The sequence below is a fragment of the Serratia sp. NA_13 genome, from assembly GCF_052691735.1.
The window spans coordinates 79407-99163 of record NZ_JBQZFV010000008.1 but is presented as its reverse complement, the minus strand read 5'-3'; the positions used below and the strand labels follow the sequence as shown (position 1 = coordinate 99163).

Genomic DNA, 19757 nt, shown 5'->3' with positions numbered 1-19757 from the left:
CCGAATTTATCAAGAAATCAGAATGACCCTCTGATGATATACAAACGGCGCACAATCTAAACCAGCAACCAAAACCGCACCACAGGTCAGTCATCTAAATAAAGCTTTGTTAGTTTTTGCTATTAATTGTGGAATTGTGTTGAACCTTTGGCACAATCTTGTCACAGGAATTATCCCCCTCCCCAGTCAAAAACAGTTAAGCCCACCGGGTAAAGGCGGGATGTATCTTCACTGAGGCTGCGGATCACGCCAGTTTCGTTATCAATCCTTCAAAAGGTTAGTCTCTGAATCACAAAAAGCCTTGAATTTATTCAGGGCTTTTACTTATTCCAAGAGTCCTGCTTGCAAGAATATCTCTCCTACCGGATATCACTAAAAACTTACGACCCAAACATCTAAATATATGTCGCACTCTTCATTAATTGCGAGATATCCAATCGAAAAAAAGGCACTTTGCGATAAATTAAATTATTTATATTCATAGGCTTGCGTAAATTCATCGCGTAATTACACTATTATTACTGGCAGAGAACCAGTCAATCTAGAGTTGCCCTTACCCTTTGCCCTGAGTGACCTTCCTGACTCAGGGCTCTTTTTTAAGGTAGAGAATGAATATGTTTGATTGGTTCGTCTTGGTTATGCTGACTATAATTTCGGCCCTATTTTTTGCTTTGTTTTTTGTCAGTGACATCTGGAGCTATTAAAAAGCCCCGGCGTTTATAGCCAGGGCTTGAATGGTTGCCGGTCTTTCCCGACTCTCACTTCACACCGAGGGGCGCACTTAGAAACTCCCCACCAAAGGGTTCGATAGTGCGTATCAGGCTAAATGCGCCCTTCTGATGCGCTTTCCAGCCACTCCGGGCAATCCCATCTTCGCAGGCTGAAAAGCTTTTTCTGGAGCGGGCAGTGGGAATCGAACCCACATCATCAGCTTGGAAGGCTGAGGTAATAGCCATTATACGATGCCCGCATTGGTCCGCCATCGAGGCCTCGAACCCCGTACCTACAACTTAATGGTCGTTGCTCTTCCTGCTGAGCTAATGGCGGTTTGGTGGCCCTTGCTGGGCTTGAACCAGCGACCGAGCGATTATGAGTCGCGCGCTCTAACCAACTGAGCTAAAGGGCCAAGGCGCTGGATTCTAAAACAACAATATTAGACTTTACAATAGCTAATGCTTATCTTTACAAATGCCCATTAAAAAGCCCCAGCGATTACTGAAGTTTCTGGTGCTCTCAACCGATAAGTTTCAAATCAACTTTCCGGTGAGATTTCTCGTCCTGATAGAAGTTTGTAATAGTCTAATCATTCCGGACACCTTGTTAGAGATATAATGAACAACGCTATGTTCTGCTGCTTCATGCAGCGGCTAAGCCTGTTCATACTGAAATGGATGCAACGTATGGCAGTCGGCGCATGTGTATTGAGCTGCGAAAGGCACGGGCGCTGCCTCTTAATGATGATGCCGTTGCAGTGATGCGAAGAATACCCTGCGGCAACGAATATGTTTTCTCAGAAAATGGAGAACGGGAGGGGTATAAAACAGGGGGGACTTTGAAAACTCACTGCTGCTTTCTGGTATCTCAGATTTTCGTTTTCATGACCTACGCCATACTTGGGCTAGCTGGCACGTTCAGAACGGTACGCCATTAATGGCGTTAATGGCATTAAAGGAAATGGGAGGATGGGAAAAGTTGGATATGGTCACTTGAGCGGTGAGCATTTAAGCAAATTCAGCGGCATCGTCACGTTTTTGGCACAGGAACCAGAAAACGCGAATGATGCCGCCAAAATATCACTTTTAAGTTAATGATTTAAAAAGCAAACAAAAAACATGTCATCTAATGATTGCGCGCAAGCATCAGAATGACCATCGGATGTTGGCATTAACGGCATTAACCTGGGTATCAGAACCGTATTGCCCCTGATAGCCGAGATCCAGGCTAGTGGATCGCGACAGCTTCACGCTCACCCCAACGTCCGCCACCATCAGGTTGTCATCAACCGCGGTGCCCTGCGTGGTAAACGCATCGCTGCCGGCAAAGGCCATACGCGAAGAGGTGGTTTTATCACCGTAGGCATGTTGCCAACCCAATGAACCATAAAGGCTAACGTTCTTCGGCAGTTCAACCGTACCGCGCACGCCCAACGTGGAATAGAAGGTATTCATCGTTTCATTACGCACGCTCAGCGCTGCCGCGCCGCCACTTTCCTCGAAGTTATCCGTATGCAGGCGGATGTAGCTCAGATTGACGAAAGGCTCAAGATTCGCGTCCGACTGCCCAAACCGGTAGCCCGCTTCGGTGAATGCCAGCAGCGAGTCAGCATCATAGTCTGCCTTAAGCCGATCCGAGTAATTACCGAAGTTTACGTTGCGTTCATTTTCCAGCCGGTGCCAGGTGTAACCCAACGCACCGCGTAACGAGAAGGCGCCTTGCTGCCCTGCGGCATACAGACCGAGGTGATAATTATCGCTGTTGGACTTGGAGCGGCGGCTATCGACATCATAATCACCGCGGCTATAACCAAAATATCCACCAACGCGAACACTGCTATCCGCTAATTTATGGTCTGCCCCCAGCAGGAAACCGCTGGTGTTGCCATCGAGTTTTCCGACGTTGTCGTTACCGCTGTTTCTTGCCCATGAGCCAAACGTCTGCCCCCACACGCCGCTGTTTTCGGCCTGCGCCGGTTGAACCAGCGTCATTGCCAATGGCGGAACGGGCAACGTATCGTTATCAAAAGCGCGCAACATGCGCTGATTGAGCACATTGAACAGCATGGTGCTGCCGGCAATCAGGTTAGATTGCATGGAGGGGTAGACCTCACCAGAAAGTTGATTGAATGCCTCACGAGCTTCGGGCGCACTCAATAACAACAGTGAGTTGTACAGAGCTAATGAAGGGCCGCCTTGCGCCAGAGTCGAGAGCGCACCCGCGGTATTCCATTGGTTGTCGGTTTGTGCCACCGTCTGGAAAATACCTGGTTTGCCGCTGCCTTCTCCCGGATTCTCACCACCTGGGTTTTCGCCTCCCGGATTTTCACCGCCTGGGTTCTCACCACCCGGATTCTCACCGCCTGGATTCTCGCCACCCGGATTTTCACCGCCGCCTTTCTGCGCAATCGTCAGATCCACGGCGTTAGCATCGTGTTTGAGCGCCACGTCCAGGAACGCAGATTTTGAGACCGCCTCGGCGAACTGCCCGTCAATTCCCCCTTCCGAGGTTAAAATACGGTAGCTTTGGCCGTTCTGATAGCTGGTTTGCGGGTCCAACGCGGTCACCTGCACTTTGGCCTGATCGCTGATAGTGGTTTTACCCGTAACCACCAGTTTGTCACTGCTGCCATCACCGGCGATATCGACGTCGTAGAAAGATTCACCAATGAAATTCAGATAGCGTTTCAGCGTCAAAGTGCCAATATTCCCGTCACCGGGTGAAATATGGCCACCGGACTGAATTTCTGTCTGACCTAAAGTGCCATTGCCACCCAACGTGCCGCCGGATTTGATTGACGCAGCGCTGCTGTAACCCAGACCATTACTGACGTCGGAACCGGCTGTCGCATTGAGGATCAACGTACCGCCATTCTCGGCACTCAGGGTCTGCACGTCGAAAGGACTGTCTTCTGGCTGCGTATTGATATCGCTGTTAATGATGATTTTGCCGCCACGGGCGGTCACATTCGCCTTGAGCTGAGTCAGGTCGCCGCTCAGCGTCGTCCGCCCGGCGGTGTTGATCACGTCACCTTCGCCAACCATCTTATTGCGGAAATCGTAGTTGTCGGAGGTATGGTTAAAGTACACATAACTACCGAATAACCCACCGCGCAGATTGACCACCGTTTGGGCATCGAGAGTACCCGCACCGCCCGCCGTACCGAGCGTGGGTTCGGTCAGACCGGTGCCAGTATCCATATTGCCGCGGCTACCGATGATTAGCGCGCCCCTGTTCGAACCGGAGCCGGTATCGCCCAACCGCAGCTCGTTAGCCCCGGCGGAGAATGTTCCTCCGTCCACCAGCGACAGCACACCGTTGCCATAGTCCCCCACGTTGACGCTGCCGGCACTGGTAAAGCGCGAGTTCTCACCGGCGATATAGAGCTCGGCAGTTTTCCTCGCCCCTGAGACGCCCGCCACCTCGAGGCTGTCGACGTTGACCGCGCCGCCATTCAGCACGTCCAGATCGCCGTAGAGCGTGAGCGCGCGGCCGACATGCCACTGCGAATTCGCCCCCGTAACCGTGGCTTTCGGACTTAGCTTATCGGTCTCGCCGGGCCCGGAACCGTTGCCGATGCGCGCATCGAACGTGGTGTTCAGCACCGCGCCGTCTTCAATCGACAGTGTGGATCGGGCCCCCAGATCGGTGCCGACGCTGAGAAAATTGCTGACGACTCTGGAACCGGCGCCCGTCGCGACAAGATGACTGTCGTAGCCACGGCTGGAGCCGACGACGATCTCTTTCGCGCTGGCCAGCGCCCCTTCTTCAACTCGCAACGTACCCAGGCCGAGGTTTAAACTGCCACGCAGAACATTTTGATCGTTTATGGCACTCAATACCGCGTTCGGTCCTCTGACCGTGACCAGGCTTTCATAAATTTTGCCGTCTGAGCGGGTGCCGATATTGATGTTATAGCCGCCGACCTGGCCATTATCTATCAACAGGTTTCCACTTTGATTGCGACCGACGTAAACATTCCCGCTGTAGGCTAAGGATTCTGTCACCTTGGATTCACCATCGAAAATAACATCGTCTGCCCGAGCAATATCGGCAGACCCGATCAATAGCAATGGCGCGGAAAAAAGTGCGAGGTAAACTTTGGAAAGCGGTTTTCTTACCGCTAAATGATGCGATATTTTATCTTTCATGTTTTCTCTCCGGCCTAATTAACTTAGTACCATCAAAATTATTATTTATATGAAAAATTCAATGTATTAGAAGTGTAGAGTGCGTAATGCCGCAAACACAAATTGATTGACATCGAGACGCCAGCTTATTGCCCCCCCCCAGCGCTAACGCCTCAATACCTAATTTATTGGGCTTGCGGATCAATACTGATTTCCCCCTCGGCTCACGCCCACAGGAGATTATTTATGCGTGACAACCGGGGTACAGCTCGGCGCGCTCAGCGAGGGTGCCGAGCCTAAAATACCCGGCATCATCAGCGAGGAGCAGTCGAAGATGCGGCCTTTCTCGGTGGTGGCACGGTAAGAGAGCTTTTGTCCACCCAGTGCGTCGGGTTGGGCACCGTTAACATTGGTCACGGTAATTTCGTCTGATGAGCCCAGACCCAGCATTTTGGCCGTTTCCGCCTGTAGCAAAGGTATTGCCTGATCGGTTTTCAACGTTGAACAACCGGCGACCAGTAAAGTCACGGCAAGAGCGATAAATGGTTTCTTCATAAATTATCCTTTTCAACCAAACAGATCCAAACGCTGAATGGTTCTATGTTTTGACTTATCCAAATCCCCACTTAATATATTTCTCTTTCCTAAACGAAAAAACCCTCCTAAAGTAGGGAGGGTGGATAATGAAAGATTATCGGAACCATCCGATACGTTTATACGAAGGAGATAGCTTTGGGGCAGGAGTATGCGCTGGTCGTTGATGACCATCCTCTGGTAGCAAGTGGCATCGCCAATTTCCTTAATACGCATTGTCGATTTAAACATGTCCACATGGCGACCAACGAAGAAAATTGCTATCGCCACATTATGCTAAATGGCCCTCCTCGCTTAATGGTTATAGATTTCTGGTTATCCAATGGTACAGCCCTTAAATTACTCAAAGAGGTGAGTGAGCGTTATTCACAGGTTCGCCTACTGGTGGTCAGTGGCGACGACAACAATGAAATATGGCAAAAGGTGCGAGAGGCCGGTGGTCACGGTTTTGTGCTTAAAAACGAGCCGCCTGAATTATTCGCCGAAGCCGTTTCCGCTCTGATGGAAAATCGAAAATGGTTCCCTCTGGAGCATGGGGAATGTGTAACCAACGCTCACAGTTACCTGCAAAAATTCAATTTAACCCCGCGACAAATAGAAGTATTAATCATGATGATGCGCGGTTTCCCCAATAAGAGAATAGCTTCGCAGTTGTCTATTTCCGAACCCACGGTTAAAGAACACATTAGCAACATTCTAAAAAAAATAGGCGTAAACAACCGGGTGGAAGCCATCACCCTGCTGCATGGCAGGCAGGATCATTCGCAATGAAATTACTTCAATCATTACAAAATGATGAGATCTCCCCACGCGCGCAGATCCGCCTGCTGGACAATACCTTCATGCGGTTGGTCTTCAGCTTTACCGCCGTGCCCTTTGTCGGTATTCCTTTCGCCATTTGGCTCTATTTATTGGGGAAAGAACTCACGCCAATTATTGTCTGGATAGTGATATATTTTCTCTGCGCCTTGGCCATCAGATTATGGCATCGCCGCTATCGTCATGATACCCAGGAAAATAACGCCGCCACAGTGATTAGCCGTTGGTTGCCGCGCATTAATAACGTCGCCTTCGTGCATGGCTTGGGTATTTCATCCTTATATTTAATCACCCCAGAAAAAAACAGCTTCGATTTTTTCCTGTTATTAAACATCAGTATCGCGGCCATCGTCGCCGCCAACGCAACCCATCTGACGCCGGTCATCAGCACCTTTACGCGCTTTTTCTTCGCCTCCTGGGGTGTGCTTAATCTTGGCATTCTCTGGCGATTAAATGATGTCATGCCGATCGTGCTGATGCTCAATTTGCTTTATGGGTTCGCCATTTACCGACACGCATTAACCTCGCATGCCTTCTTTATTCAGCAAGCCTTACTCGAAGAGAAAAGCTCGCGCCTTGCGGAACAATTTCGGCAAGCCAAAGAAGAAGCGGAACAAGCCTTGCTGGATAAAAACCAATTCCTTACTACCGCCAGTCATGATTTGCGTCAACCGGTGCATGCCATGGGTTTTTTGATCGAAGCCATCATCCATAAAAACCACGATGTCACGCTCATCCCCCAGCTATTGGATCTGCAGCAAAGTGTACGATCCGTGCATCTTATGTTTAATTCCTTACTCGATCTCAGCAAAATTGAATCCGGCAACGTCAGCACAGCCACTACCCATGTAGATATTGGTACCCTGCTTGATTCGGTGATGACCCTGTTTCGTGAAGAGGCGAATAGTCGGAAATTGTCATTGCGGGCCTGGCGGCCCAAGCGACGAGTTCTCGTGGTGGGCGATCAGCTACTCATCAGGCAATCACTGATTAACCTGATACAAAATGCACTGCGTTATACGCAAAAAGGGGGCGTGCTGATAGCCATCCGCCCACAGGGGAGTGAATGTCTGTTCGAGGTGTGGGATACCGGCGTTGGCATTGCCGACGAAGAGAAAGGCAAAGTCTTTTCCCCCTATTATCGTCCCGAGCTGGCGTGGAAAATTGACAGTGCCGGCCATGGATTAGGGCTGGCGGTAGTGGCACGCTGCGCCAAACTGATGAAAGTGAAATACGGCATGCAATCCGTTGAAGGCAAGGGTTCACGTTTCTGGATGCGCTTCGCCCTTTACAACGGAGAATGCGAGCTACCAGAAAGCGCAAACAATTACTCAAATGCCATTACTCCCATCCGCTATGCGCCATTATACGGTTCCTGCCTGGTGGTGGACGACGATCCGCTGGTGACCTCCGCCTGGGAGAGTTTAATGAGCACCTGGGGCATCACAGTGCGTTGCGCCGCTTCCGCAGAGGAGGCTTTTGCGATTATCGACGAAGGCTTCTCGCCTTTCGCCGTGCTGTGCGATCAACGACTCCGCTCCGGGGAGAGCGGCTTCGATATCTTGAAAGCGCTGTTTGAGCGCCTGCCGGATACCAGCGGCGCCATGGTCAGCGGGGAATTCAACTCGCCGGTACTGCAAGAGGCCGAGCAGGAAGGCTACCTGGTATTGAGAAAACCGCTGGAGCCGGCGAAATTGCATGCTTTGTTGAGCCAATGGGCGAGCAGTTAGCGAACACAGACTGGCCGGAACGGGGCTCTGGCCCCGCCGCCAAAAAACGCCTTAAACACCAAGCCCCCGCAGGCAATGCCGCGATGTTGCGTACTAACCGATCGACGAACGCATCAAGCTCGGCGGCGGGCAATGCGTTGTGAACTTATGCCTGATAACTCCATAAAATTCCGTCACATAATAAAAAATCCCGCAGTTACGCGGGATTAGATGTGATTGCTGTTATTTAGCGCCAGCCTAAACCGGCCACTAAATCATTCCCACTCAATGGTAGCCGGCGGCTTGCCGCTGATGTCATAAACTACACGGGAAATGCCGTTCACTTCGTTGATGATGCGGTTGGAGACCCGGCCGAGGAAATCGTACGGCAGGTGCGCCCAATGCGCGGTCATAAAGTCGATGGTTTCTACTGCGCGCAGTGAAACAACCCAGTCGTATTTACGGCCGTCGCCCATCACGCCGACCGAACGTACCGGCAGGAACACGGTGAATGCCTGGCTGACCTTGTTGTACAGATCGGCCTTGTGCAGTTCTTCGATGAAGATGGCGTCGGCACGGCGCAGCAGGTCGCAGTACTCTTTCTTCACTTCGCCCAGCACGCGCACACCCAGACCTGGCCCCGGGAACGGGTGGCGGTACAGCATGTCGTAAGGCAGGCCCAGCTCCAGGCCGATTTTGCGCACTTCGTCTTTGAACAGCTCTTTCAGCGGTTCGACCAGGCCCAGCTTCATCTCTTTCGGCAGGCCGCCCACATTGTGGTGCGACTTGATCACGTGCGCTTTGCCAGTGGCAGAAGCGGCAGATTCGATCACGTCCGGGTAGATGGTGCCCTGCGCCAGCCATTTCACATCGGCTTGCTTGCAAGCTTCTTCGTCGAACAGCTCAACGAACACGCGGCCAATGATCTTGCGCTTGGCTTCCGGCTCGTCAACACCGGCCAGAGCGCTCAGGAAGCGGTCTTCCGCTGCGACGTGAACGATGTTCAGGCCGAAGTGGTCGCCAAACATTTCCAGTACCTGATCGGCTTCGTTCAGGCGCAGCAGGCCGTTGTCGACAAACACGCAGGTCAGGCGTTTGCCGATGGCGCGGTGTAGCAGCATGGCGGTAACAGAAGAATCCACACCGCCGGACAGGCCGAGGATCACGTGGTCTTCACCCACTTGCTCGCGGATACGCTCAACCGCATCTTCGATGATGGTCGCAGGCGTCCACAGGGCTTCACACTGGCAAATATCCAGCACGAAACGCTCCAGCATGCGCTGGCCCTGACGGGTGTGGGTCACTTCCGGGTGGAACTGCACGCCGTAGAAGCGTTTTTCTTCGTTGGCCATAATGGCAAACGGGCAGGTGTCAGTGCTGGCAACGGTCACGAAGTCAGCCGGAATAGCGGTCACTTTGTCGCCGTGGCTCATCCACACGTCCAGCAGCGGTTTGCCGGCCGGGCTCAGGGCGTCTTCAATGTCGCGCACCAAAGCGCTTTCGGTGGTGATTTCCACCTGGGCATAACCGAATTCACGCTCGTTGGAACCTTCTACCTGGCCACCCAACTGCATCGCCATGGTCTGCATGCCGTAGCATACGCCCAGCACCGGGACACCGGCGGTAAACACGTATTCTGGCGCGCGTGGGCTGTTGGCTTCGGTAGTGCTTTCCGGGCCGCCGGACAGGATGATGCCGCTTGGATTGAATTCGCGGATTTGCTCTTCGCTAACGTCCCAGGCCCACAGCTCACAGTAAACGCCGATTTCGCGCACGCGGCGGGCTACCAGTTGAGTGTATTGCGAACCAAAATCCAGAATAAGGATGCGATGCTTATGGATATTTTTTGTCATGTGAGGCGAATTCCAGCAACAGAGAAAAAGAGCGAAAATAGTGTTTTCGGGGTGAAGCGTTACGCCCCACCCCGGCTTCTCCCGCAGGAGAAGTTAAAGCATTAACCCATGCGGTAGTTCGGTGACTCTTTGGTGATGGTCACGTCATGCACGTGGCTTTCCTGAATGCCGGCGCCGCTGATGCGCACAAATTCAGCCTTGGTGCGCAGCTCGTCGATGGTGCCGCAACCGGTCAGGCCCATGCAAGAGCGCAGGCCGCCCATTTGCTGGTGAACAATGGCTTTCAGCATGCCTTTGTAAGCCACGCGGCCTTCGATACCTTCCGGCACCAGTTTGTCGGCGGCGTTATCGGTCTGGAAGTAACGGTCGGAAGAGCCTTTGGACATCGCGCCCAGTGAACCCATACCGCGATAGGATTTGAACGAACGGCCCTGATACAGCTCGATTTCGCCCGGAGATTCTTCGGTACCCGCCAGCATGGAGCCGACCATCACACAGGATGCACCCGCCGCGATAGCTTTGGCGATGTCACCGGAGAAACGGATGCCGCCGTCGGCGATAACCGGGATGCCGGTGCCTTCCAGCGCTTCAACCGCGTCGGCGATAGCGGTGATCTGCGGTACGCCCACGCCGGTAACGATACGAGTGGTACAGATGGAGCCAGGGCCGATCCCCACTTTCACCGCACTCACGCCGGCGTCGGCCAGCGCTTTGGCACCAGAGGCCGTAGCGACGTTGCCGCCAACGATCTGCAGATCCGGGTATTTGGCGCGGGTTTCGCGAATGCGCTGCAATACGCCTTCGGAATGGCCGTGGGAGGAGTCAATCAGCAGGACGTCAACGCCGGCAGCGACCAGCGCATCAACGCGCTCTTCGTTACCTGCACCGGCACCAACCGCCGCGCCAACACGCAGGCGGCCATGCTCGTCCTTACAGGCGTTTGGCTTGCGCTCCGCCTTCTGGAAGTCTTTTACGGTGATCATGCCCAGCAGATGGAAGTTGTCGTCCACCACCAGCGCTTTCTCAACGCGTTTTTCGTGCATTCTTTGCAGCACGACTTCACGTGCTTCACCCTCTTTCACCGTGACCAGGCGCTCTTTCGGCGTCATCACGGCGGTAACAGGCTGGTTCAGATCGGTCACGAAGCGCACGTCACGGCCGGTGATAATACCAACCAGTTCGTTCTCTTCGGTCACTACCGGGTAGCCGGCAAAGCCGTTACGCGCGGTCAGTTCTTTCACTTCTTTCAGCGTGGTGGAGGGGGTTACGGCTTGCGGGTCGGTAACTACGCCGCTTTCATGTTTTTTCACGCGGCGGACTTCTTCAGCCTGACGCTCGATGGACATGTTTTTGTGAATGAAGCCCAGGCCGCCTTCCTGCGCCAGCGCGATGGCCAGGCCAGCTTCGGTTACGGTATCCATGGCTGCAGACAGCATAGGGATATTCAGGCGGATAGTTTTGGTCAGTTGGGTGCCAAGCTCTGCGGTATTAGGCAGAACTGTGGAGTGAGCTGGAACCAGTAGAACGTCGTCAAACGTGAGTGCTTCTTTCGCGATACGTAGCATGGGCAATATCTCACCAGAGTGGGCTGTGAAAAAGATAAAATATTGCCGCGGCATTATACAGAGCGTAATCGGTTGCCTCCAGCACTTTCTCACAAAAACTCTTGATTACCTTTTTCAGCCCTGTAGTATCGACCAATTAAGTGGTTGTTTTGGAATTTGATCTGGGTCACATGTCGCTACCTGTCTCGCCGTCTATTTTTACCGTAAGCCGCCTGAATCAGACGGTTCGACAGCTGCTGGAAATGGAAATGGGCCAAATCTGGCTCTCTGCCGAGATCTCCAACTTCTCCCAACCCTCTTCCGGCCACTGGTATTTCACGCTGAAAGACGATCGTGCGCAGGTCCGTTGTGCGATGTTCCGCAACACGAATCGCCGCACCACCTTCCGCCCGCAAAACGGCCAGCAAGTGTTGGTTCGCGCCAGCATCACGCTGTATGAACCGCGCGGCGACTATCAGCTGATTGCCGAAAGCATGCAACCTGCCGGTGACGGCCTGTTGCAACAGCAATTCGATCAACTGAAACAGCGCCTGAGCGCCGAAGGCCTGTTCGACCAACAGTTCAAACAACCGCTGCCCAACCCGGCCAAACGCGTCGGGGTGATCACCTCCGCCAGCGGCGCGGCGCTGCACGATGTGCTGCAGGTGCTGCAACGGCGCGATCCTTCGCTGCCTATCGTTATCTACCCGACCTCGGTGCAGGGTGCGGAAGCGCCATTGCAAATTGTGCGTGCCATCGAAACGGCTAACCGCCGCGACGAGTGTGACGTGCTGATCGTCGGCCGTGGTGGCGGTTCACTGGAAGATCTGTGGAGTTTTAATGACGAACGCGTGGCGCGGGCGATTTTCGCCAGCCGCATTCCGATCGTCAGCGCCGTCGGCCATGAAACCGACGTCACCATTGCCGACTTTGTTGCCGACCTGCGTGCGCCAACCCCTTCAGCCGCCGCCGAACTGGTCAGCCGCAATCAGCAGGAGCTGCTGCGTCAGTTGCAATCCCAGCAGCAGCGGATGGAAATGGCGATGGATTACTATCTGGCCCAGCGTCAGCAGCAGTTCACCCGCATCAACCACCGTTTGCAGCAACAGCATCCACACCTGCGCCTGGCGCGTCAGCAGACGCTGTTGTTCAAACTGCAGCGCCGGCTGGAAGATGGCATGCAGAACCAACTGCGGGTGTCTTCACGCCGCAGCGAGCGGGCGCAACAACGCTTGGCACAGATGCAACCACAGGCACGCATTCACCGTTATCAGCAACGCGTGCAGCAGCAGGAATACCGACTACAGCAGGCGCTGGAGCGACAGCTCAACGCCTGGCGTCAGCGCTTTGGCGTGGCCTGTAGCCAGCTCGAAGCGGTCAGCCCGTTGGCGACGCTGGCGCGTGGCTACAGCGTGACGCAAACCCCACGCGGCGAACTGCTGAAAACCACCAAACAGGCGCAGGTAGGTGAATTACTGAAAACCCGTCTGCAGGATGGCTGGGTGGAAAGCGAGGTAAAAACCATTACCCTGACTAAAAAGCCGCGCAAAAAGCGCGCGACTGAATAGCTCCGCTTATTCCAGCATAAAACTGTTGCCTGGCGCGCCGTTGATCCACAGTTCCCGCGTTTCTCCGGCAGGCAAGCTGAAGGTCAGGGTTCGCCATGCCGGTTTAAAGCGGCCCTCGGTGGTGATGTTCAGCATGATGCGCTGATTGTCACTGAGCATCTCCCAGCGCAGCCACAACGCATCGCCCTGCTGCCAGCCATAACTTTCCCCATCATCTTCGAATAACAACCCAGAAGCGCTGCCACAGCCTTTTTGCGGGTACAATTTAAGCTCACGTCGATCGTCTGCCGTTACGTCAACATGCGCCAGGCGGGATGACAATGGCAATGCCGCACCGGCACGCACCAGCAGCGGCAAGCGCTCCAGTGGGGCTTCCAGCACCACCGTCTGGCCACCACTGAACCATTGGCCGCTGTGGAAGCAGTACCAACCTTCGCCATTATCCGGCAGATAAACCGAACGCGCACGCTGCCCCTGCTCTACTACGCTGGCCACCAGCAGATCGCGACCAATCATAAAATCATCGGTTTCTTTCAGGGTCTGTTCGTCATGCTCATGGTCGAGGAAGGTCGGGCGCAGCATCGGTTCGTCGTCGGCACTGGCCTGCCACAACAGGGTGTAGAAATACGGCATCAGTCGGTAACGCAGGTTAATCGCCTCGCGCACCGCTGGGGTGGCGGCCGGATACATCCAGGGCTCGTTAACCGTCGCGTCGTCGTTCCAGGAGTGAATGGTGAAACGCGGGTGCATCACGCCGTTTTGCACCCAGCGCACCAACAGTTCGGCGTCCGGTTTGTCGCCGGAAAAACCGCCGACGTCGTGCCCCAGGTTATACAGGCCGGACAGACTCATGCCCAACCCCATGCGAATGTTGTAACGCAAAGTCTGCCAGTTGGTGCGGTTGTCGCCGCTCCAGGTCTGGACATAACGCTGCATGCCGGCGCAACCGGAACGCGAGATCAGGTAGGGCCGCAGCTCGGGAGCAAAGCGTTGCTGAGCCTCCATTGAAGCGCGCATCATCAGTAACGGCATCACCGGGCGAATGTGTTTGATGGCGATAGGTGTGCCAAAGCCGTGGCAACGCGCTTCTGAGTCCCACACTTCGTATTCGTTATTGTCATTCCAGGTGGAATCGATGCCCATCTCCAGCAACTGCTGCGTCACGCCCTGCTGCCACCATTGCACCGTCGCCGGATTGGTGAAATCGAGGTGCGAACCTTCGTCATCCCAAAAGCTGGAACGCTCCGGCTGGTCGCTTTCCGAATCGCGGATAAACAGCCCCTGCTCCGCCGCCTGTCGGTACTGCGGATGATCCTGCAACAGGCAGGGTTTGATGTTGGCCGCCAACTTTAACCCGGCATCATGAAACGCCTGACTCAGCTGTTTGGGTTGCGGCACCTTGTCGTAGTTCCAGTTGAACACATAGCGCTTGTTGCCGATCGAGGTGTAACCCGATGAAAGCTGGAACGAATCGCAGGGAATATCATGCTGGCGACAGAGCTGAATAAACTGCTGTAGCTGCTGCTGGGCGTCCGGCGCATCGGTGTAATGCATGGTCGATCCGCTGTACCCAAGGCTCCATTTCGGCCCGAAGTGGGTCTTACCGGTCAGGCGTACAAATGCCTTGGTCACGTCCAGTACCTTAGGGCCGAGGAACAGGTAATAATCGAGATCCCCTGCTTCAGCCTGATAGCGGCGGTAGGCCAGATGGTAGTTGTCGATCTCGTTGCCCAGATCCAGCCAACAACTACTCAGGTTGTCGTAAAACAGCCCGAAACTGGCCTCTGCACCGCGGGTGATGGTAAAGGGCACATGTTTGTAAAGCGGATCGGTGCTGGCGGCGTTGTAGCCCATGGCGTCCAGGTTGCGCATTTCAAAGCGGCGGCCGCTGCGCTCCAGATCGCCGGTCTTCTCGCCCAGACCATAATAGCGCTCGCCGGCAAAGCGGCGCTGGTAGTGCGCCACACCGTCGCCATGCGGGTTGAGCAGGTAGGCGCTAGTTGGTCGATCGGCGGCCAGCGGGCGCCATTCACCGGCGGCGTTGCAGTGCTCCCATTCCAGCCACAGCGGCTGATGCAGGGTAACGCGCAATGCGGCGCTAGTCACCACCAGCCGATCTTCATGCTGTTGCAGTTGATAACCCGGCAGACCAAAACCGGCGATGCTCAGGCGATCACGCCCTTCCCAGGGCACGTCAGTCTGCGGCGCAATGCTCCAGGTACGATCCAGTGCCAATTCGCCATTGCGTTTAATCAACACGCGGAACAGGTCGTTTTCCAGCACGTACAGGCAGAACAGGTGACGTTCGTCGACCAACAGCTCAATGCGATCGGCATACTGACCGGTCAACATCCAGTTTTTTAAGGTTTTCATAGATATCCAACTTAACTATTGAGTGTTTTTTTACCGCCGCGTTCGGCGATTAAGGCAATCAGGAACAGGGCGCCGATCAGATCGAAGAAGCCCATGGCGATAAACAGCGGATTGAAACCGACGGTATCGGAAACCGCACCGATCAGCAGCGTGAACAGGAAGCTGGCGATCCAGGCGCTGGAGCCGCGCATACCGTTGACCGTCGCTACCTGATTTTTATCGAATGATTCCACCACCAGCGCGCTGAGCATGCAGGAGATCACCTGGTGCCCGAAGCCACCGATCGAGATCAGAGCGATCGCCACATAGGGATCTTTGGTTATCGCGACGAACGCCAGCGAGACCATCATGAATGCGCCTGTGACCGAACTGGCTACCACCGAGTTGACGCGGCTGCAGCCAAACCATTTACGGTACAAAGTGGTGAGATAGCCGCTGGCGACGCTGCCGATGTCCGCCGCCAAAAACGGCAGCCAGGCAAACATGGCGATGTGCTTTAAGTCCATGCCACGCTCGGTGGCCAAATACAGCGGCACCCAGAAACTGAACACCGCCCAGGCCGGTTCGGCGAGAAAGGCCGGAATGGCAATACCGTAAAACTTTTTGTTACGGGAAAGAATGGCCAGCGACTTGAGGAAAGGCAGTCGGGGTAATTCCGGCTCGTTGTCTTCGCCGATCAGATCCAGCTCCTGCTGGCTTAAATTGGGGTGCTGCTGCGGCGAGTGGTAGAACCGCCACCACAGCACCACCCAGAGCAGCGCCAGCGCGCCGGAAAACAAGAAAGCGCCCTGCCAGCCAAAGGAGACGTGGGCAATAACGATGATCGGCGGTGCCAGCATGGCGCCAATAGAAAACCCGACGCCTGCCCAACCGGCGGCGATGGGCCGCTCCTTTTTCGGGAACCAGTCGGAAATCGCCTTGGCGTTGGCCGGCGTGGCCGCCGCTTCTGCCCCGCCCATAAAGAAGCGCAAGATCGCCAACTGCACCCAAGTGCCGGCCCCGGCATGCATCATGCAAACCACCGCCCAGATACTGGCGCAGATCAGGAACCCCATCTTCAGGCCGATAACGTCGATCAGCCAACCGCAGATCGGCTGAAACACCGTATAGGCCAGTTGGAACGACGCCACCACCCAGGAGTACTGCTCGGTGGTCATGTTAAGGCTGGTTTTCAGTTCAGGTGCCAGAATGCCCAGCGAATTACGAGTGATGTAGTTGACCGTCACGCCCAGTAAAAACAGCGCCAGCATCCACCAGCGCAGCGATTTGAACTTGCGCCGGCCGGTATCGGCGACCCTTTGATTAATTTCAACACTCATCTGTCTTCTCTCCACGACGGCTGCCCGGTGAAACGGCGTGCCTTTTGGTAGGGTACGTTTTGGTATCGAAGGTATGGGCCGTGGAAAACTGCGGTATGTCTGACAAAGACCAACGCATCACGATCACAACCACATGATTTATTTTCGTTTTATTTATAATTCAGCCCGAAAATTGGACTGATAAATCTATAAAGTTGGTATACCAATTAAGACTAACCAGCCGGAAGCGTGAGCGAAACGAGGTTTTTTGCAAAAATTCTCATGTATAGAATAAAAGCTCGCCATAATGGCGACAGAAGCCTGACAGTACGCTGGAAAAGCACCGTGAAAATATTTTCATTACCGAATTTGAAGGAGATCACAGAATGAACGGAAAGCTGAAAATACAGGAGATCGCCCGCCAAACCGGGCTGTCGATCAGCACCGTTTCACGTGTATTAGCCGGCAAATCCAATACCAGTGCCGAAGCCCGCCAGAAGGTGCTGGCCTGCGCACAACAGAACGGCATTCTGCAGGGCATTTCCAGCGGCAGGCTGATGCTCAATAACGTGATGGTCTTCGCCCCCCAGCGCGCTTTTGATGTGCGCACCGATATCTTCTACTACAAGGTGATCCAGGGGATCTCCGCCGCATTAGCTGAGCATGAAGTGCGGATCCGCTATTGTGGGCTGGAAGAACTGCACAGCGACGGCGCGCTGTTTTTGGAAAAAATGAGCGATCCGCAAACTCAGGCGGCGCTGATTATCGGCATCGATGACGAACACATTCACCAGTTGGCCGCCGACCTGAATAAACCCTGCGTACTGATTAACTGCACCGACCGCCAGATGCGCCTCGACAGCGTGTCACCCGATCACCAACTGATTGGCGAGTTCTCCGCCAACTATCTGATGCAACAAGGGCACAGCCATATTTTGAATCTGCAATGCCTGCGCCGCCACACCATGGAACTGCGGCTGGCGGGTATTAAACAAGCCTATGCGCGGCACAATATCGCCTTTGACGACGGCCGCCATCTGGTGACCACTTCCGGCTTCGGCAGCGAAGAAGCCGAACAGGCGCTTACCACCTTTATCAACCGGGTCAGTCAGCGCTCACAGCTGCCAACGGCCATTCTTGCCGGTGGCGACTACATGGCGGTCGGCGCGGTCAAGGCGCTGAACAAACTGCAGCTGAGCGTGCCGGGCGATATCTCGGTGATGAGCACCGACGGCTTTAATCTGGCGGAAATTCATGACGTGCCGCTCACCTCGGTGCATGTGCCGCGTGACGAGTTGGGCTATGAGGCCATTCAGCTACTGCAACGCCGCATGCTGCGCGCCGATGCGCCCCCGTGCAACCTGCTGCTGCACGGCAACCTGGCGGTTCGTGCCTCGGTCAAACGCGTCAGTCCCCATAAAACCAGCCCAGCGGTCAGCACTCACGATCACCGTCTTTACGATGTCTGAACTACACTTAGTGGCTGAATCCTTATAGATAACCTGTAGCTTGAAAGATGACGGGTAAACTTTTTTGCTTAAGGAGAGCCACTATGCCGACCCTAACCGCACGAGCGGTCATCCCCCCTTATATGCTGCGCCGGATCATTGAGCACGGCAGCCTGCCGCAGCGCGACTGCGCATTACACACCCTGAATCACGTTCAAAGCCTGCTCGGCAATAAGCCGTTACGCGCCCCCGGAGCGAAAACTTCGACCGGCGGTGAAGTTATCCGCGATATTTTTGATGCCGAAAACGGTACCCAACTGCCGGGTAAACAGGTGCGTAATGAGGGCCAGGCCAGTAATCATGACGTCGCAGTGGATGAAGCTTACGACTACCTCGGCGTGACCTACGATTTCTTCTGGCAGGCATTCAAACGTAATTCTCTGGACAATCGGGGTCTGCCGCTGACCGGCAGCGTACATTACGGCAAGGAATACCAAAACGCCTTTTGGAACGGCCAGCAGATGGTCTTCGGCGACGGTGACGGCGAAATATTTAACCGCTTTACCATCGCCATCGACGTGGTTGGCCATGAACTGGCGCACGGCGTCACCGAGAGCGAAGCAGGGCTAATTTACTTCCAGCAGGCCGGTGCGCTAAATGAGTCGCTGTCCGACGTGTTTGGTTCCCTGGTTAAACAATTCCACCTCAAACAGACCGCGGATAAAGCCGACTGGCTGATCGGCGAGGGACTGCTGGCAAAAGGCATCAACGGCAAGGGCCTGCGTTCCATGTCTGCCCCCGGTACGGCTTACGACGATCCGCTGCTGGGGAAAGATCCGCAGCCGGCCGATATGAAAGACTACATTCAGACCAGAGAGGATAACGGCGGCGTCCACCTCAACTCCGGCATTCCCAACCGCGCCTTCTATCTGGCGGCCACCGCTCTGGGCGGCTTTGCCTGGGAGAAAGCCGGTTACATCTGGTACGACACTCTTTGCGACAAGTCACTGCCGCAGGACGCTGACTTCGCCACCTTTGCCCGTACCACGGTGAAACATGCCAAACAGCATTTCGACAGTACCGTAGCGGATAAGGTGCAGCAGGCCTGGCACCAGGTGGGGGTGGAGTAATGAAACCCTTGCCGGCACTCAATCAGGATACGGTCATTGAGCTGGCGCGTGAAGGCGGCTTCGCCTTTATTCCCAAACTGGCGGGCCAGCGGCGCATTACGCTGGCCGACATTACGCCAGAGCAACGGCAGCGCCTGAATCAACTGTTGAACCAGGCGCTGCCCTACGCCCAGGAAGAGGGACAACCGGGTTCACCCGGCTGCGGTGACCAACGTTATTTTCGCGTGCAGATCAGCTACTACAGTCAGGCCCTGTGCAGTGAAATCGTACTGCTGATCCCGGAAACCAGCGCCCCGCAGGCGTTGGTCGACCTGTGGAAAACCGGTCAGGTGGATGAGTGAACGCTTACAACGGCTGATAACTGAATAACACCCGCTTTTTGGATATCAACCCATGGCCGTTCTGGCACAGGTAGTCCACCGCGCCACAGGCCTTAAGCTCTTGTAGCAACTGCCCGCAATCCGGGCAGTGGCCCAATTGCTGATAATCGCTGTTACAGGCGGTGCAATGGTAGTGACCATTCACCCACTCCATCGTTTTATCGCATTGCGGACACTGCGCTTCCATAGTCACTCCC

General features: G+C 54.6%; 14 protein-coding genes, 3 tRNA genes and 1 pseudogene. 8 read left to right on the top strand and 10 right to left on the bottom strand.

Annotation, left to right across the window (positions count from 1 at the left end; translation table 11 throughout):
• Positions 1–895: 895 nt before the first annotated feature.
• The 3 genes from ACUTSU_RS13190 to ACUTSU_RS13180 form a co-directional block, all read right to left on the bottom strand.
• Positions 896–970, bottom strand: a tRNA-Gly gene (locus ACUTSU_RS13190).
• Positions 971–972: 2 nt separating this feature from the next.
• Positions 973–1047 (bottom strand) — tRNA-OTHER (locus ACUTSU_RS13185).
• A 2-nt stretch (positions 1048–1049) separates the two neighbouring features.
• Positions 1050–1126, bottom strand: a tRNA-Ile gene (locus ACUTSU_RS13180).
• Positions 1127–1569: 443 nt separating this feature from the next.
• On the opposite strand from ACUTSU_RS13180, the pseudogene ACUTSU_RS13175 reads away from it, so the two are divergent.
• A pseudogene (locus tag ACUTSU_RS13175) lies at positions 1570–1704 on the top strand (tyrosine-type recombinase/integrase); the annotation flags it as partial.
• A complete protein-coding gene (locus ACUTSU_RS13170) occupies positions 1683–1808 on the top strand; it encodes a hypothetical protein (RefSeq protein WP_445652260.1) in 126 nt (41 codons plus the stop codon). The pseudogene ACUTSU_RS13175 and the gene ACUTSU_RS13170, both read left to right, overlap by 22 nt.
• A 51-nt stretch (positions 1809–1859) precedes the next feature.
• Here the strand turns inward: ACUTSU_RS13170 and ACUTSU_RS13165 are convergent, their stop codons facing one another.
• Together ACUTSU_RS13165 and ACUTSU_RS13160 are read right to left on the bottom strand one after the other, a co-directional pair.
• Positions 1860–4865: an autotransporter outer membrane beta-barrel domain-containing protein gene (locus ACUTSU_RS13165; protein WP_445652261.1), complete on the bottom strand. Its 3006-nt coding sequence runs from the start codon at positions 4863–4865 to the stop codon at positions 1860–1862.
• 219 nt (positions 4866–5084) lie between these two features.
• Positions 5085–5399, bottom strand: a complete 315-nt coding sequence (locus tag ACUTSU_RS13160; RefSeq protein WP_445652262.1) for a hypothetical protein — start codon at positions 5397–5399, stop codon at positions 5085–5087.
• A 177-nt stretch (positions 5400–5576) separates the two neighbouring features.
• Between ACUTSU_RS13160 and ACUTSU_RS13155 the strand changes: the two genes are divergently transcribed.
• Positions 5577–6209, top strand: coding sequence for a LuxR C-terminal-related transcriptional regulator (locus tag ACUTSU_RS13155; RefSeq protein WP_445652263.1), 633 nt, complete (start codon positions 5577–5579; stop codon positions 6207–6209).
• A complete protein-coding gene (locus ACUTSU_RS13150; RefSeq protein ID WP_445654272.1) occupies positions 6206–7987 on the top strand; it encodes an ATP-binding protein in 1782 nt (593 codons plus the stop codon). The genes ACUTSU_RS13155 and ACUTSU_RS13150 overlap by 4 nt, the downstream gene beginning before the upstream one ends.
• Positions 7988–8241: 254 nt before the next feature.
• Here ACUTSU_RS13150 and guaA read toward each other — a convergent pair whose 3' ends face one another.
• Both guaA and guaB read right to left on the bottom strand, forming a co-directional pair.
• Complete coding sequence (gene guaA / locus ACUTSU_RS13145; protein ID WP_445652265.1) at positions 8242–9819, bottom strand: glutamine-hydrolyzing GMP synthase; 1578 nt, start codon at positions 9817–9819, stop codon at positions 8242–8244.
• 101 nt (positions 9820–9920) lie between these two features.
• Positions 9921–11384, bottom strand: coding sequence for an IMP dehydrogenase (gene guaB / locus ACUTSU_RS13140; RefSeq protein ID WP_445652266.1), 1464 nt, complete (start codon positions 11382–11384; stop codon positions 9921–9923).
• Between the two features lie 170 nt (positions 11385–11554).
• Here guaB and xseA point away from each other — a divergent pair, with 170 nt between their 5' ends.
• The gene (xseA, locus tag ACUTSU_RS13135; RefSeq protein WP_445654271.1) at positions 11555–12931 is read left to right on the top strand and encodes an exodeoxyribonuclease VII large subunit; all 1377 of its coding nucleotides are present in this window, start codon (positions 11555–11557) and stop codon (positions 12929–12931) included.
• Between the two features lie 6 nt (positions 12932–12937).
• On the opposite strand, the gene ACUTSU_RS13130 is transcribed toward xseA, so the two are convergent.
• Entirely contained in the window at positions 12938–15304 is a 2367-nt protein-coding gene (locus ACUTSU_RS13130) for a glycoside hydrolase family 31 protein (RefSeq protein ID WP_445652268.1), read from the bottom strand.
• An 11-nt stretch (positions 15305–15315) separates the two neighbouring features.
• Positions 15316–16623: an MFS transporter gene (locus ACUTSU_RS13125; RefSeq protein ID WP_445654270.1), complete on the bottom strand. Its 1308-nt coding sequence runs from the start codon at positions 16621–16623 to the stop codon at positions 15316–15318.
• 365 nt (positions 16624–16988) lie between these two features.
• On the opposite strand from ACUTSU_RS13125, the gene ACUTSU_RS13120 reads away from it, so the two are divergent.
• The 3 genes from ACUTSU_RS13120 to ACUTSU_RS13110 all read left to right on the top strand — a co-directional run bounded on the left by ACUTSU_RS13120 (position 16989) and on the right by ACUTSU_RS13110 (position 19521).
• Positions 16989–18071 (top strand): LacI family DNA-binding transcriptional regulator, encoded by a 1083-nt coding sequence (locus ACUTSU_RS13120; protein WP_445654269.1) that lies wholly within the window; start codon positions 16989–16991, stop codon positions 18069–18071.
• A gap of 83 nt (positions 18072–18154) precedes the next feature.
• A complete protein-coding gene (locus ACUTSU_RS13115; RefSeq protein ID WP_445654268.1) occupies positions 18155–19180 on the top strand; it encodes a M4 family metallopeptidase in 1026 nt (341 codons plus the stop codon).
• A complete protein-coding gene (locus ACUTSU_RS13110) occupies positions 19180–19521 on the top strand; it encodes a protealysin inhibitor emfourin (protein ID WP_445652272.1) in 342 nt (113 codons plus the stop codon). The genes ACUTSU_RS13115 and ACUTSU_RS13110 overlap by 1 nt, the downstream gene beginning before the upstream one ends.
• 4 nt (positions 19522–19525) lie before the next feature.
• Here ACUTSU_RS13110 and ACUTSU_RS13105 read toward each other — a convergent pair whose 3' ends face one another.
• Positions 19526–19747, bottom strand: a complete 222-nt coding sequence (locus ACUTSU_RS13105; RefSeq protein WP_445654267.1) for a zinc ribbon domain-containing protein — start codon at positions 19745–19747, stop codon at positions 19526–19528.
• Between the last annotated feature and the right edge of the window lie 10 nt (positions 19748–19757).

Coding starts and splice junctions, on each gene's coding strand:
- ACUTSU_RS13170 (WP_445652260.1), top strand. CDS start 1,683: ATGGGAAAAGTTGGATATGGTCACTTGAGCGGTGAGCATTTAAGCAAA.
- ACUTSU_RS13165 (WP_445652261.1), bottom strand. CDS start 4,865: ATGAAAGATAAAATATCGCATCATTTAGCGGTAAGAAAACCGCTTTCC.
- ACUTSU_RS13160 (WP_445652262.1), bottom strand. CDS start 5,399: ATGAAGAAACCATTTATCGCTCTTGCCGTGACTTTACTGGTCGCCGGT.
- ACUTSU_RS13150 (WP_445654272.1), top strand. CDS start 6,206: ATGAAATTACTTCAATCATTACAAAATGATGAGATCTCCCCACGCGCG.
- guaA (WP_445652265.1), bottom strand. CDS start 9,819: ATGACAAAAAATATCCATAAGCATCGCATCCTTATTCTGGATTTTGGT.
- guaB (WP_445652266.1), bottom strand. CDS start 11,384: ATGCTACGTATCGCGAAAGAAGCACTCACGTTTGACGACGTTCTACTG.
- xseA (WP_445654271.1), top strand. CDS start 11,555: ATGTCGCTACCTGTCTCGCCGTCTATTTTTACCGTAAGCCGCCTGAAT.
- ACUTSU_RS13130 (WP_445652268.1), bottom strand. CDS start 15,304: ATGAAAACCTTAAAAAACTGGATGTTGACCGGTCAGTATGCCGATCGC.
- ACUTSU_RS13125 (WP_445654270.1), bottom strand. CDS start 16,623: ATGAGTGTTGAAATTAATCAAAGGGTCGCCGATACCGGCCGGCGCAAG.
- ACUTSU_RS13120 (WP_445654269.1), top strand. CDS start 16,989: ATGAACGGAAAGCTGAAAATACAGGAGATCGCCCGCCAAACCGGGCTG.
- ACUTSU_RS13115 (WP_445654268.1), top strand. CDS start 18,155: ATGCCGACCCTAACCGCACGAGCGGTCATCCCCCCTTATATGCTGCGC.
- ACUTSU_RS13110 (WP_445652272.1), top strand. CDS start 19,180: ATGAAACCCTTGCCGGCACTCAATCAGGATACGGTCATTGAGCTGGCG.
- ACUTSU_RS13105 (WP_445654267.1), bottom strand. CDS start 19,747: ATGGAAGCGCAGTGTCCGCAATGCGATAAAACGATGGAGTGGGTGAAT.